Source organism: Stenotrophomonas maltophilia group sp. LNF247 (genome assembly GCF_054083135.1).
In genome coordinates, this window is record NZ_JBSRQL010000009.1 from 13,952 (window position 1) to 28,388 (window position 14,437).

At 61.1% G+C, this 14,437-nt stretch carries 11 protein-coding genes; 6 read left to right on the top strand and 5 right to left on the bottom strand.

The annotated features are described in order from the left end of the window. Positions 1–67 precede the first annotated feature (67 nt). Complete coding sequence (locus ACTXG9_RS10775; protein WP_258392476.1) at positions 68–715, top strand: hypothetical protein; 648 nt, start codon at positions 68–70, stop codon at positions 713–715. A 94-nt stretch (positions 716–809) separates the two neighbouring features. Next, positions 810–1,619: a S1 family peptidase gene (locus ACTXG9_RS10780; protein ID WP_021201935.1), complete on the top strand. Its 810-nt coding sequence runs from the start codon at positions 810–812 to the stop codon at positions 1,617–1,619. A gap of 216 nt (positions 1,620–1,835) precedes the next feature. On the opposite strand, the gene ACTXG9_RS10785 is transcribed toward ACTXG9_RS10780, so the two are convergent. Next, positions 1,836–2,174 (bottom strand): P-II family nitrogen regulator, encoded by a 339-nt coding sequence (locus tag ACTXG9_RS10785; protein WP_005411374.1) that lies wholly within the window; start codon positions 2,172–2,174, stop codon positions 1,836–1,838. Between the two features lie 155 nt (positions 2,175–2,329). Between ACTXG9_RS10785 and ubiK the strand changes: the two genes are divergently transcribed. Together ubiK and arr are read left to right on the top strand one after the other, a co-directional pair. Further along, positions 2,330–2,581, top strand: a complete 252-nt coding sequence (gene ubiK / locus ACTXG9_RS10790) for a ubiquinone biosynthesis accessory factor UbiK (protein WP_005419983.1) — start codon at positions 2,330–2,332, stop codon at positions 2,579–2,581. A 126-nt stretch (positions 2,582–2,707) separates the two neighbouring features. After that, positions 2,708–3,142 (top strand): NAD(+)--rifampin ADP-ribosyltransferase, encoded by a 435-nt coding sequence (gene arr, locus ACTXG9_RS10795; protein WP_021201936.1) that lies wholly within the window; start codon positions 2,708–2,710, stop codon positions 3,140–3,142. 499 nt (positions 3,143–3,641) lie between these two features. Here the strand turns inward: arr and ACTXG9_RS10800 are convergent, their stop codons facing one another. From ACTXG9_RS10800 to ACTXG9_RS10810, 3 genes are all read right to left on the bottom strand, one after another. After that, positions 3,642–7,457, bottom strand: coding sequence for an RHS repeat domain-containing protein (locus ACTXG9_RS10800; RefSeq protein WP_146268439.1), 3,816 nt, complete (start codon positions 7,455–7,457; stop codon positions 3,642–3,644). Positions 7,458–7,468: 11 nt separating this feature from the next. Then, complete coding sequence (locus tag ACTXG9_RS10805; protein WP_146268438.1) at positions 7,469–9,904, bottom strand: RHS repeat domain-containing protein; 2,436 nt, start codon at positions 9,902–9,904, stop codon at positions 7,469–7,471. A 457-nt stretch (positions 9,905–10,361) separates the two neighbouring features. Continuing rightward, the gene (locus ACTXG9_RS10810; RefSeq protein WP_111104450.1) at positions 10,362–10,964 is read right to left on the bottom strand and encodes a DUF998 domain-containing protein; all 603 of its coding nucleotides are present in this window, start codon (positions 10,962–10,964) and stop codon (positions 10,362–10,364) included. Positions 10,965–11,606: 642 nt separating this feature from the next. On the opposite strand from ACTXG9_RS10810, the gene ACTXG9_RS10815 reads away from it, so the two are divergent. Both ACTXG9_RS10815 and ACTXG9_RS10820 read left to right on the top strand, forming a co-directional pair. Beyond that, complete coding sequence (locus tag ACTXG9_RS10815) at positions 11,607–11,963, top strand: hypothetical protein (RefSeq protein WP_021201939.1); 357 nt, start codon at positions 11,607–11,609, stop codon at positions 11,961–11,963. Positions 11,964–12,008: 45 nt separating this feature from the next. Then, entirely contained in the window at positions 12,009–12,539 is a 531-nt protein-coding gene (locus ACTXG9_RS10820; RefSeq protein ID WP_111104498.1) for a cold-shock protein, read from the top strand. Between the two features lie 587 nt (positions 12,540–13,126). Here the strand turns inward: ACTXG9_RS10820 and ACTXG9_RS10825 are convergent. Further along, entirely contained in the window at positions 13,127–14,050 is a 924-nt protein-coding gene (locus ACTXG9_RS10825; protein ID WP_227852295.1) for an RHS repeat-associated core domain-containing protein, read from the bottom strand. Positions 14,051–14,437: the final 387 nt, after the last annotated feature.

Below are 14,437 nucleotides of genomic sequence, written 5' to 3' on the forward strand. Positions count from 1 at the left end.
GCCCCGGGCCACACGCCCGATGTGCTCTGCGATACTCGTCGGCACGCCACTCGCAAGGACGCTGGGGATGCCGACACCTGAACACACCCACCTGCTGACTGCAGCCGCAAGATCCATACTGCGCCCCTTGGGCTGCGTGCAGAAAGGCCGTTCGCGCACCTGGCTTGACGACCAGGGCTGGTGGGTCGGGGTGGTCGAGTTCCAGCCTTCGGCATGGGACAGGGGCAGCTATCTCAATGTCGGCGCCTGCTGGCTCTGGGAAGAAAAGGACTACCTGTCCTTCGACGTGGGCGGCCGCGTTGCCGGATTCCAACCCTTCACCGAGACCGCCGAGTTTGCCTCGGCCGCACAGACACTGGCCGAGCAGGCCGCAGCCGAGGTAATGGCCCTGCGTGACCGCTTTCCCACCCCGGGGCACGTGCGTACATTGATGAGTCATCACCCCAAACCGGGCATCCGCGAACACATCCATGCGGGCATCACTGCCGGGCTGGCGGGCGCTTACGACGAGGGTCGCAGGCACTTGGCACTGGCCGCTACGGAGACCCACCCAGCGCCATGGGTCGATGTGCTGAAGCAACGCTGTGCCGAACTCACGCCGCTGCTGCAACCTGATGGCGGCTTCGAGGCAGAGATCGGCGCCATCGTGACGCGCACCCGCCGCGCGCTCGGTCTGCCGGAGTGGCGGTCGTCACCCCTCATTCCGCCCGGTTGATCACACCGGGAGGGCACTTCGTCGCACACGGGTATTCGCGCCTCCCGATCCCGGCTAGGGTCATCGCCTTCCACGCACAGGACTGCACCGAACCATGCGCCGCTGGCTCCTTCTCGCCTGGGCTACCCTGCCCTTCTCCGCCGACGCCATTGTCATCCGCAGCGATGTGGATGACAGCGCCTACCGCGTACCGGCATCCGCGTTCCCGGCCTTGGCCGACCTGCCCGGGGAGGGCCACGGCGTCCTGATCGCGCCGCGCTGGGTGGTGACCGCCGCACACGCCGCGCCCATGGAAGGCATGGACACCGAGGTGCAGATTAGCGGTCGCCCGTACCGTGTCGAGCGCGTGTTCGTGCATCCCGGTTACCGGCGCATGCCCGAAGCGCTTGGCCAGGCAGCGCTGGCGTCAGGGAACCCAGGCCCCATCCACGCCTTCCTCGCCGCCTCCGATGACATCGCCCTGATTCAGCTGGCCGCACCGGTCAGCGACGTTGCGCCGGTTCGCCTCTATCGCGGGCAGGCCGAAGCGGGAAAGATCGCTACTCTGGTCGGCAAGGGGGCCACGGGCACCGGCATGACCGGGCTGGCGCCGGGTGGGCCGCACCGCGGCGAACTGCGCCGCGCCGAAAACGCAGTGACAGGTGGCAATAGTCGTTACCTCTGGTATCGATTCGACGGGCCCGACGGCGGCCTGCCACTGGAGGGCGTGCTCGGCAGCGGTGACAGCGGCGGCCCATTGATGATCCACGGCGCTCATGGTTGGGAGCTGATCGGCCTGGGCTCGTGGATTACCGCAGTGCCGGAGCATGCGCTTGAAGCCGGCTACTACGGGCAGGTGGTGCACAACGTGCGCATCTCGCGCTATGCCGACTGGATCGACACCATGATACGCACCGCGCCGTAGAGTCGAGCCTGCTCGACTCAAGCAACCCGCCGGCCAAGCGACAGAGCCGTATAGCCTGGTGGCATTGAATGCCTGACGGGGTACAGCCGACTGCTAGTCGACTGCTCTTCCCGTCCGTGACCGAAATGCCCGCGCTGTGCGCGATAGTCGACTAACAGTCGACTCTACCCAGAAGTGTTCCCGGGACCAGTCGCGTTCGCGCATCCTGCGTTGCACTTACAACGCGTCCGCGTCCAGTTCACCGGTACGGATACGCACCACGCTGCCCAGGTCGTACACGAACACCTTGCCGTCACCGATCTTGCCGGTGCCGGCGGCCTTCACGATGGCCTCAACCACCGCCTCCACCTGGTCATCGGTCACCGCCACTTCCAGCTTCACCTTCGGCAGGAAATCGACCACATACTCCGCGCCGCGGTACAGCTCGGTATGGCCCTTCTGGCGACCAAAGCCCTTCACTTCCGTCACCGTGATCCCGGTAACCCCACGCTCGGCCAGCGCTTCGCGCACGTCGTCGAGCTTGAACGGCTTGATCACCGCCATGACCATCTTCATCGTCTATCTCCTGTCTTCCGGCGTGGAGGATAGCGCCTGAACGTGGTCCGTGCGAAGCCGCTGCGGCCTGTCCGGGCAGTGGGTGCCAGCAGTATCCTTGTGCCCGAATGGCCTGCCCGCGCCGGATGCACGGGCCCACCCCCACGGAGCACCCCATGATCGACCTGAACCAAATCGATGACCTCGCCCGTCGCCTCAGCGACCTGGTGCCGCCGGGCCTGCGCGAATCGCGCGAGGAACTGCAGGCCACCTTCAAGAGCGCGCTGCAGGCCGGCCTGGCCAAGCTGGACCTGGTCACCCGCGAGGAGTTCGAAGTGCAGCGCGCCGTGCTGCTGAAGACCCGCCAGAAGCTGGATGCGCTGGAAACGGCCGTGCGCGAGCTGGAAGGGCGCGGCGCCGCAGAATGAAAAAAGGAGGCGCACTGCGCCTCCCGTTTACAGATTATTTCCCGGATGGGGCCTTGCAGCAAGGCCCACCGGACGCCCTAGACTCGCCGGCCTGTCGATCCGGCAGGGCAGAGAGGGGCAGCAGCGATGGCGCAGGACACCGATTGGACACCCGTTTCGCATGACACCTGCGACCAGGTCGCCGGGCCGTTCTATCACGGCACCCGCGCTGATCTGGCGATGGGCGAGCTGCTGAGCGCGGGCTTCCGCTCCAACTATCGCGACAGCGTGGTGATGAACCACATCTACTTCACCACGATTGCCAAGGGCGCCGGGCTGGCTGCGGAGATGGCCAAGGGTGAGGGGCGGCCGCGCGTGTATGTGGTGGAGCCGACCGGGCCGTTCGAGGACGACCCGAACGTGACCAACAAGAAGTTTCCCGGGAACCCGACGCGGTCGTATCGGAGTGCGCAGCCGTTGCGGGTGGTGGGGGAGATTGTGGAGTGGGAGCTCTACGGCGCGGAGTTCGTTCGGCAGTTGAAGGCGTTTGTTGCTTCGGGGAGTGGGGAGATCATCAACTGACACTGATAAGGAGGAAGATCAGCGCTTCCCTGCGGCCGCTATTTGCAGGGTGTGCTACCCGGTAGCTCGCCCTTCAGCCGTCGCATCGTGGAGTCGAGCGCTCCAAGGAACGACGCATCGTCGTCTGTCACAAGCGCGCGCGCCCGCACCAGCATCACCTCAGCCCGGCGGCAATTCTCCCTCCCCCCCAACGAAATGAGATGGGAAGCGAGGCGCTGCATCGCCGCAGGATCTCCTCTCGAAACCCCCTCCTCCATCCATTGCCTATAGAGGGCTGCATTGCCTATCTCGCGGTAGTGATTCTCCACCAACGCCTGAGCGTGCCCATCGCCAGAGCGGGCCCTGGCTTCCATCTGTGCTGCGGATTCGGGGCCGTAGCTTTCGCTTCTGCTCCCTGCGATCACATCGCCTGTGGCTTTCTCGGAAGAGGCTCCTCCGGAATTGCCACATGCCGAAAAAAGCAACATCAGCCAAGCTGGCAACGAAGCCTTAAGGCTTGTCATTTTGGTTTTCCGATGGTCTGAGTAAGAGGAAGCCTACTTCCAGTCTGTGATCCAGCAAATGTTATGGTCGTCGAGCCGTTTGCATTGAATCGAATCGTCTTGATGGCTGGGCCTGAACTTCCAGTACCGCCTGGAGTCAATCGATTCCAGACACCTGGCGCGCCCTTGCCGTCCTGCTGCATGTTAACACGCAGGGTAACAGGGCCACCTGAGTAGTTTGTGGGATACATGACAAAACCACTCGGCGCATAGACGGTGGAATCGTTCAGATCGGCCCATAGCTGGCCAATTGACTTGTTCAATCCTGTTGGGGCCACGCCTAAATGACACGCAGCCATGAATACGGTTTGCCCACGTTTCAAGCCGAAGTCACTTCGAGCGCGATCAAGGGACTCCGACGATTTGAAGTCCGTGTAGCGCGTTGAGTTGCGCTGGTCCTGTACCAGATCTGGATTTGCGTGAGCGGTGAGCGTAAACATTGAGCGTGAATCTACCGCGTCTCCAGCCCTCCTTAATCCCGCCGGATCGTGGTCGCCGAACAGATTCATGCTGGAACGGCCATCAGGATCAATATATCTGTACGGATTGTTGTCGGCGTACCAGTAACGATTGAACGATCCCGCTGGAGTTCTATGGGCAGCGATTGGGTCCACTGACAGAAACCGCCCCACCTGCGGATCATAGTAGCGCTGCTGCATGTAGGACAGACCATTAGTGCTGTCGCTCACATGGCCAGCATAGCCGACGCCATCAGCAAGAGGGCGCTCCAGCAATTCCCCATAAGGATCGTAAACGCTTCTCTGGACTACGGCTGCGGCCGTGTCTGTGACCGCAACGGGCGATCCCAGCGCATCGAGATGCTGGTACTTGGGGCGGGTCACGCCATCACTTCCAGTCTCCAATGTCGCGACCAGCAGCTCTCCCAGGTAGAGGTACTCTCTGGATGTCCCATCACGCTCGCTCTGCTGGCGACGGAGCCTTCCCTCCCTGTCGTACATCGAGTGAATGGAACCACTACCCTGCAACCATGCCAGTACGCGCCGACCATGCGCATCGTAGCGGTATGTCTCAGGACCCGGCGCCAGTCTCATTCGATTGCCTATGTCGAAGACAAAGCTCTGCCCGTTTCGCATCGACAGGTTGCCTTGCACGTCGTAGGACAGCCCCATCGTTGTCGCATCAGCACTGGATCTGACGTTGGTCAAACGATTGTGCTGGTCATAGTAGTAGGAATGATCCTTGCCACCCGCAAGCTTTGCGCTCTGCATATTGTCCAGGACGTCATACGTGAAACGAACAACACCATCACCCCCAAAGGCGGCGGAGGTGGCCTGGGTGAGACGATCCAAACCGTCATACATCATCGTGCGGCTACGGCTTCCTTGTCCGATTTCGGCAATCGTGACAACGTTTCCATTCAGATCGTAGTCGTAGTTCAGAATACTGACATTCGGAAGCGCACTGAGGCGCGCCGGGAGCCCTCGGACGTTCAGGTCCTGCTCGAACCTGATGCCATTACCATACGTGAAGCGGCTTGCAACACCTGCCGCGTGATGGGACGCGCCAAGCACGTAGTCTCCAACCCGGGTTGCCCGGCCGAGAGCATCAGGCGCCAAGGCCACATACAGGCCACTGGGATACTGGATCCCGCTACGCGAGCCGTTGGCATCGTAGGAATAGCCAAGTCCCCACGTGTACCATCCCTCCTGTGAACTCGACTCTCCAATCAGCAGCCTGCGCTTGTTGTAGCTGTAGGCATTGATGGTGTGATTTGCTCCTCCGTCATTAGCCGTAGAGATGCGCGCAGGCAACCCATCTGCGGCATAGGTCCAGATTTGATTGCCATTGCCATCCGGGAAGGAGAGCGTAGACACCCGATTGCGAGCGTCATAAGTCAGATCGACACGACGAGGCGAGCCATGGGCGGCAGCTATATCGCAGTTGCCCGGATCCGGAAGGTCCAAGCCGCTCGCTGTCCAGATGGTATTGTCCCCGCCGTCATATCCCATCACTGTGCTGCCAGACTCCGGTTCGATCGACTTGCACAGGCTTCCGCCCTCGCCGTAAACCAGAGTTCTGCGCAACTGGATGCTGCCAGTAGCATCCCTACGCACAATGGCCGTCGGGCGCCCATATCTGTCGCGGGGGATATCAGTAAACTGCCCCTCGGGCGCACTGATTGCGATCACAGCCGACTGGATAGGGGAACCGAAAGCCTGATACTGGAATCTCGTAGTGGCTCCCCGAGGGTCGGTCGTCGCTCTCCGATTCCCGGGCTCGTAGGCCACAACGGTCGTTGCGAGTCCCGCGTCAGTATCCTTTGAAATCGATGTCACCCGCCCCAGTGCATCGTATTCGGTCCAGACACCCTTCAATGGTGGAAGGACGACGCGAGTGTTTGTGTTGGCGGTAGCGTCTCCGAAGCGTCCAACGCCTTCCTGATTCATCCTCCACTGGAGAGGGTACTGACCTGCCGTTGATGGCGCAGTGATGGAGAACAGGAACTCGACGATTCCATTCGGTGGAACATCATGCGGCAGGGGGATTCGCGCTGCACCCCAGACGGTATTGTCCGAAGGGCTTTCCGTTGCAAGGCTGTAGCCTGCACCACTGCTCCAGGTCGTCTCGCCAGTATTTCGAAAGCGAAGACGCATCTGGACAGTGCTCCCTGCCTGCACTTCAACCGGGATGCCTCCTCCCTCCTCCGTACGCGCATTGTTTACCGGTGCCGCCACACTGATCACTACATTCGACGTCGCAGGGCCAAACCATCCTTTGCCATCCGCCCACATCTGCCGCTGGAAGTTGTAGTTTCCTGGCGTCGCTGGCGCCTGCAGCGGGACAGCGATATCCACAACTTCCCCTGGCGCTACGGCTCGTGGGAGCGCGGTACGCGCCGCTCCCCATTGGGTGGAATCGGTCGGGTTTTGCGCCCCCAACCAATGGCTACCCGGTTGCCACACCGTATCGCCCGTGTTCTTCATCCTAACAAACGCCGTCTGGGTGCTACCCGTTTTCATTGCAGGCGCAACGCTCTGACTCTGAAACTCGGCGCTGTTCACCGGCTGCCACACAAAGAAGCCAATCTGGCCCGTGCTCAGACCAAACCAGCTTCCATTCCGCTGCATCTGGAAAGTCACGCCATACCAGCCTCCATTGGCAGCCCCTGTGCTGGGTGTAAGCGTGACGTTGAAAGTGGCGCTTTGACCGGGAGGTATGACCGCAGGAACGGCTGAGCTCGCTGCGTTCCAGTAGACCAGCCCGTTGTCCGGCATGCTCAGCGCATAGCCTCCCTCCGGTGACCAGGTGGTCTCACCCGTGTTCCTCATGGTCACAGTTGCGACGAACGGTTGCCCCGCGACCACCCGATTTGTATTGAGCGACGCAGCAACCTTCTCAGCGGAATCCACGGGTGCAGGCGGTGGATTGACCGTGATGACCACCGGTCCGCTCTGCAACGACCGGACAATTTCCTCACCGTTGAGATTGCGGATGCCCTGGGCAGTCAGCATGTACTGGTACGTACCAGGTGGGAGTCCGTAAACGGTGTAGGTTCCGTTGGCGAAATTGCTGAGCAGAACTCCGTTCTGTGTCAGGCGTACGTTGTCAATGTACTCCGATTTTGATCCGCCGTTGGTGCTGCCATACCCGACCGTCATGCTGACGGTAGCGGGCGCGATATACACCGTCTGTGCGGGCCCGGTGAGCTTCACCCATGCCTGGGCATACGCGGCGGGGCTGGCTGCCAGAACCAGAACCACCACTGCCATGGCACGAATCCAGCCCAGTCGCTCAGTGAGCGCCGAATTCATCAGGATGCTCGTCACGGCTCCCCCAGACGATAGCGGCCCGGATTGGACTGGAAGGTGGTTCTTCCAGCGTGGTCGTACGCGCTAATCACCTGCATCAGCGTGGAGCTTCGACTTGTCGCGTCGTACTCCTCCCTCAGCACTGGACGCAGGAGTGCGTCGCGATAGGTAATCCGACGCGCATTCCCTGTTGCCTCGATTTCTCGCCAATGACCAGCAGCCAAGCCTCGCTCAGTACCGGCAGTACGTTGGTGATTGATGACGGTATCGTTCCAGCCAACGGTGTCATCCGACGGATAGCGGATCAGACTCACGCGTCCCATCGCATCGTAGGCAAATACCGTCGTTGCTGATGTTTCGTCGGTCTTGCTCAGCAACCAGCCATTGTCGTCTACCGTGGCAGAGATGCTGGTGCCATCCGCGTAGATAACACGGCGGGGAGTACCCCGCTTGTAGTCCTGCATCTGCGTAATGTTGCCGTTGCCATCCTTCGCCTGCACCACGTTTCCCAATGCGTCGTACGCAAGCGTCTGTTTCAGCTTGCCAAACAGCCACGTTGCTTGTGGAAGCGATTGGGCATTGTACTCAGTCCGGCTTTGCTCGATCCCCGTGTCGATATCGACGACACGCGCCTTCTGACCCAATGTCCAGGAAGAGAGATCGTCATGGAACGTAGTCCGGTCCTTGGATACACCGACATCGCTGCCACTATAGGTTTCCACCGGCCTTGCGAATGCGTCGAAGCGATCTACCCGTTCGGTGTAGGACGTCCCCTCGCGGAGGGTTACTGCCAGCTTCTGCGGCTGGATGAGGCCCTCCGCGGGCGTCATGATGCTCAGCGACTGCCCCACTAGAGGAATGAACTGCCCTGCGGCGTCTTCCTTGGCCAGGTATTGGTAGGTCACACCCTCCAGCGTGGCTCCTGCAGCGTTGGCGGTGCGCGTTTCCAGAATCTTTCCTTCATCGATGCGCGGCCGCACCCCGAAACGATAGCTCACGACGCTACTGTCCGGCTGGGTAATCGTCGTCCATCGACCGCCGGCGGAGAATCCGTCTTGGAAGGAGTAGGACGTCGCCATCGTAGGCAGGCCGGCACCCGTGATCGTGCGCTGCTGCAGGCTCCAGACGCCGGTATAGGGAATCTGTTCCGGCGACGAGCAGGGGCTTATGTCTGTCGCCCGGTAAAAATAGCGATAGGCAAGCGAGTAGGCTGCGGTGGCACCTGATGGGTGACCTACGGTGTAACTGTAGGGTCCGTATACGGTTCCCATTCGCGGATCACATTCTGACCCTTCCTGTGTAGGACCAAACGTGGGCGGCCTGAGGGTGCCTGTAACCGTGTAGGTCCAGCGAGTGCCGTCAGGCTGCACAACCGCCGCCAAGCCACCGTCGATGCCCGATCCAAGGGCACCTGGTTCGCGGTACTGATAGGTCCACGTGCGACCATTTGCCGAAGCGCTGGAGATTCGTTCGCCGTTGTAGGCAATGCTTATCGATCGCCCATCACTGCTGCTGATCGAGGTGAGCTTGTCGCCTGAGTAGGCATAGTTGACCCAGTTGCCGAAGCGATCTTCAACCCGAGTCGCCAGGAAGAACACATGGCTGCGCGAAAGAACGCGGGTCGGTGCCAGCGGATTGTCCCTGTAGCTGAACAACGGCATTTCCCGGGTGACCACCCAGTTCAGGTAGTACTTGGTCCCATCCGGCGCCAATGCAAGAAAGGCCTCGCCCGGTACTCCATTCTGCGTCTGCGGCAGACAACGGATCCGGACATTACCCGTCGTTACCCATGCATACGTCAGCCCATCGGCAGGCATTGGCACGCCAGCCGAAGCCACCAACAACTGCGATGTTCCATCGCCGGGGAGATTCAATCCATATCCATTCCAGAATGCGGCTTCCGGAAAACTACCCATGCCGTCGCCGATGTAGGGCTTTTTCTGCTGGGAACACCTTTGAAAGCGCGAAGCGTCGTCGTCGGGCCCAACCACCCACCCACGGCTGCTGAACACGCCCTCAAGATGCGGAATATCGATGTCCCAATCGTAGAAGCCGGCAAGATCGCCAGGTTTGCTGTCTTGATAGAGATAGCGCTCGCTTATCGAGCGCTTCCGAACCAGTTCCACTGGAGGTCCGGCATTTCCTGGGATCGCGATGTCGGTTACCGAAAAGCTGAGCTGACCATTGAACAGTGAGATGTTCTCGCCGAAGGTCTTTTCGTCAAGGCGCCCCATCTGTTGTGCCTTGCCCACCTTGTTCGCGTACTCCGATTCTGGTTGCACAAGCTGCTGGGCAGCAACAGACGAAGCAACGAGGCACAGCAATACTGGTGCGAACCGCAACCACCTGGATCCCATAACGTTCCCCTGGCGAAAATGAACAATCCGTTCATGCAGCGACGCCGATTCTGCACTGAGATTTCGATAGGCACAGGTCAGTGAACGCCGCAACTCGTTGTAGGAATTCCCCTACTTCCAGGATCCGTAAACACGGGTCCCCAACGAATCTGCACAACTTCCGCGCTATGCGCCCACGCCAAAAGCGACTAGGACCCTGGCGGTCTCCGCCCAAATCCTTGGCGTTCCACACAACGGCAGATAATCGCCACTTCCACCCTGCAACGGCAGTAGGGACTCGAAAGCGCGCCGTTGTGATGAGGTTCGCGCATGCCAGCCGGCATCAGCTTGGGTACTTAGCCGTAGTCTGAGGGGAGAAAGGTCCTTGACAAGCGCCCGCTATTGCCAAGGGCGTAGCGCTAGCCTCGAGTGGTTCCGTACCCAGCGACGATGCACGCAGCAAAGTTATCCTGATGCACTCGCACGTAGATCAGCCAACGGCGAAGAATCTTCACCACATTCTCAGCTCCACGCGCTCAATGGCCATCCATGTCCGTCCCATGCCTACCCCTCAATTCACCGTATGCGTCGTCAGCTCATTGAAGCTCCGGCGCACCAGGTACCACGCAACCAGGAACGGCCACAGCGAGTTGATCGACGAGAACACGCGCTGGGTCAGCCCCCTGAACCCCTCCGGATCCGCCCCCACCACGTTCAACCAGAGATAGACGATGCCCCCGATGCTCACCACAGCGGTCACGGCGTACGCCCTTCGGTTGGCAGACCACGCGCTCAATTCGATGTGCGACATCGCCGGTGCAATGATGTTTGCGATGCCAATGGTGTAGAAGCCGTGCATCGGATGGCCCATGGGCCAGAGCCCGTTGGTCAGCATGGAGATGCCAAAGATCATCCAGCAGATCGCGCCTACGGCAATCCGGCAGCCGGACTCTCGCCATACCCCGATGGCAAACGCCACGAAGCCCACGCCGCAGCCGATGGGGGCAATCCTAGCGCAGATGCTTGCAAGCGTTGGTGTCTGCAGCAGCTCGCTGGCGTGCTGTGCAAGCGGGTTGTAGCCCGGCGCAAACACGGCGGCAACGCTGGTCCAGAACAGGAACCATGGAAGCGGGACCAGACCCGCGCAGAGAAGCAGTCGGCTGCGGCGTGACACGTGCAGTGGTCCTTGTTTGGCCTGCGCCAGTGGGTGGAATCCAATCGAACGCTGCAAAACCTTCCTGCTGCGGGCAGGACGGCCCTCAGTGACTACAGCAGTAGTCAGATTGCGCGCGGCACTCGATGGGTTCAATAGGCAAGAAGTCATTTAAACCATCCAGCGGGTGTCGCAGCGGTTCGGTTGCATGAGCGATCACGCATGCCCGATGGGCGAGTGCTGTCGCATTTGCCGCGCCTTGCATCTCTGACGGAAGGTTCTGACGACTCTGTTCCAGAAGTGCTGCTGCGCCAAGCACGCCAAGGCTCTCGCCGCTTTCTCCGCTATGCGACAATGCCAAAAGCGTCTCGGGTTTTGGCGGCATTGACCCTACCCGTTGGCATTCCGAACAACAGCAGGTAATCGTTACTGCGCCACCGTGCATCGGTGGTCGGGACTCGAAAGCCCGTTTTGTTGGGAAGTAGTTTGCGCTTGCCAGCCGGCACCACCGCGCGTGGTGCCGGCTGGCAATCCGTCTGCCGGCTATGGCGGGCGGGGCGTGGGGGTCTTGTACCCGCCGGTTCCCAACATCCGGTTTTCGAGCCACGCTCTGCCCGCCACCTTTATCGGTGGCGGCGTCCGCCTGCTTGCACGGAGCCCGCCATGACCACACCGCACTCCCCTCCTCCACGCCCCATCCAGGAAGCACCGTCACCCGCGCCTGCGCTGGACCCCAACAGCCTCATCGCCATCCTGCACGCCATCGGTGCGGGCGCTGCGGCCGACGGCCAGCCCTGGCCCGAGCGGCACCACCTGCGCAGCCGGCAGATGGCGTTGTCCGACGCCGACTGCGCGCTCACCGGCCAGCGCATCGTGCAGGAGATCCTGCTGGCGGCCGAGCGCACGCGCCAGAACGGCGAGCCGGAGCAGTACGTGGGCGACCGGGTGATGGAGGGGCTGGTGATGGCCGATCTGGCGCTGACCGCCTTCATCCACGAGCGGATGCGACCCAAGGACTGAGCGCGCTTATGGCGCGGAGTTTTCTGCCTGTGTGCGGGGTGACGAATGAAGATGCACGGCCTTGCCGCTGCGGTGGTGTGCATCGCGGTGATCGGCGCGATGTTGGTGGAGTGGCCCGAGCCCACTGGCGATCAGGTGTGGGCCTACCAGAAGCTGCAGCCGGCCGATTACCGTCTGCTGCACAGTGATGCGCGCGGGTTTGTGACCGCAAAGGCCCACGAGGGCTTTGAACTGCATGCGCGCCATGCCGGCGCAACGTCCTTCGAGATCCGCTGCAGGGGCGTTGTGGTGATGGACGTGGAGAACGCGCCGTCGCGCGTGCTGATCCGCATGCCTGCCGATGCCCGCTGGCGGGCACCGGATATCGAACGTCTGCGCATCAGCTTCGAGCGCTGGCTGGATCTGCACCAGAGCCAAGGGCGGTTGCTGGTGGAAAGCGCGGGGCCTTCGTGGGTTGAGGCCCGGTTTGGGCGCTTCAATGGGTTGGTGCAGGATGAGCAGCGGTGTCTGCTTGGGGCCCGAGGACACCGCCAAGCCGATCCCACCAACTACTTCAGCGCTGAAGTGCCATCGTAGGCTGACGCTCACAGTGGCGCTGCGTCTGAACAGCAAGGGGCCGCCCGATGCTCGATCGCGAGGGGCCAAGCTCCGCCACAACTACTTCAGGAGGCTGGCGGTCGAAGCCCTTGTAGGCGGTGCACGTCTCTCCCGTCTGGCCAATGGGATACGTTGAACTCTCCACCTCTTCCCCGCACCCCGGCAGGCCCATGGCGAGCGAGAGGGCCATCAGTACTCGCAAGCCCCCAGGGACTTGAAGTGAACGCAGCTTTTCCAGCAGCCAATGTGGAGATTGGCATGCTTTCACTTGAACGCCGGTGAACCTCCCCGCAAAAAGCACAAGCCGCCCATTGGGCGACTTGTTCTCTAGTGCAAACGAGATCACGGAAGGGGGCACGCCTATCGCCTTCGACGCGAATTTTCCCACCACTGCTTCAGCGCAAGAAACAGATGAAGGAATAGGAAGATCACCGCGAAGTAGCCCCAAATACGCAATCCCGTATGCATAGCGTCCGGGTAATTGCGGTACGTGAGAACTGCGAAGTAAGAAACGCCAAAGACCGCAGCGAGAAGCTGAGTGCCTATGAGGCCTTTCAGCAAGGGACTCATTTTTTCTTCTCCAGGTCCTTCTGCACGATAGTCGCCCCTGCTCCCGCCAGGCCCTGACCCGCTTGGGACGCCGCACCCTGGAGTGCCGATTGCCTGGGAATGGCAGTTCCGGTTGACGCAGTGGCACTTGCCATGTTCGGCCCACCTGGGCCGCGGGATTGACTCAGCCGTTGGAGTGATCCGCGCGCAGCTGGGCCTGCGAAATCACCCATGGCAACGCCAACCCCGGAGGCTGCCAATCCACCCGCTGCACTGCCAATCGCATTTGAAGCGACGCCCTCCGCCGTGATGGGTTGCCCTTTGATTGCGCTCTCTGCGGCGGAGCCAGCACCGCCCGCCACCGCATTGACCACGGTCTGTATGGCAACCGCACGCCCTACCGAAATCGTGCCGGAACCCACTGCCGCAACGGCCACTCCACCAGCGCCTCCGGAGACTGAGCCAACCGCAGCAGCAATGCCAGCCTCCACTTTGTCGATAGGCTTATCCGGATTCATGGCTTTCTGGACCGCGATGTCTGCGAGGCCGCCCAGGACGGCGCCGTAGATGAATGGCATTACCGGAACCCTTCCGTCCGGATCGGTGAAGGAGTACGGATTGCCATAAGCGTAGCTGTATCGATTGAAGTGTTTCGTGCTTGAATGCGTAGAGATCGGATCCACCGAGAGGAAGAGTCCCAACTGGGGATCATAGTAGCGCTGCTGCATGTAGCTCAGCCCAGTGGCAGCGTCGCTCACGTGTCCCGTATATCCAGGTCCATCCGCAACCTGCCCGCCAACAACGGCACCATAGGGTTCGTAGTCATAGCGCTTGACCACGTTGCCATTGGCGTCGGTCTCGGCAACCACCGAACCAAGCGCATCGGTATGAATGTAGGTGACCGTCTCGGCACTTGCCGATGGCGTCAGCGCCAGGCTCATCATTAGTGTGCAACAGAGCCAGGCCCCCCACGGGGCCCCGTTCGGGAATGCGCTTCGCCACCCCCAAAGGACGAGGGAAACACGACGATCAGCCTCCTCAAACGTTTCCATTCCCCCCATCCCCTTGAAAGAGCCTTCCAGCAAGATTCCGTCTTCATATCACAGCCCCCGATGGCTGGGGAAGTCACATTGAAAACCAGTGCGAGTCGACGTGAATCAAGCGGTGGCTGTTGCCACGCTGTTTTTCCAGAAGCATCCATGGTTGCACCACCTGGATGCCCCAAGTGGAATTGGCGTAGCGCTTGGAAATGCGTGGCCATGTGTAACCGACGCCATTCAATTTGAGTAGCACGTCAATTTGAGTAGCACGGCGAATTGGCGTCCATC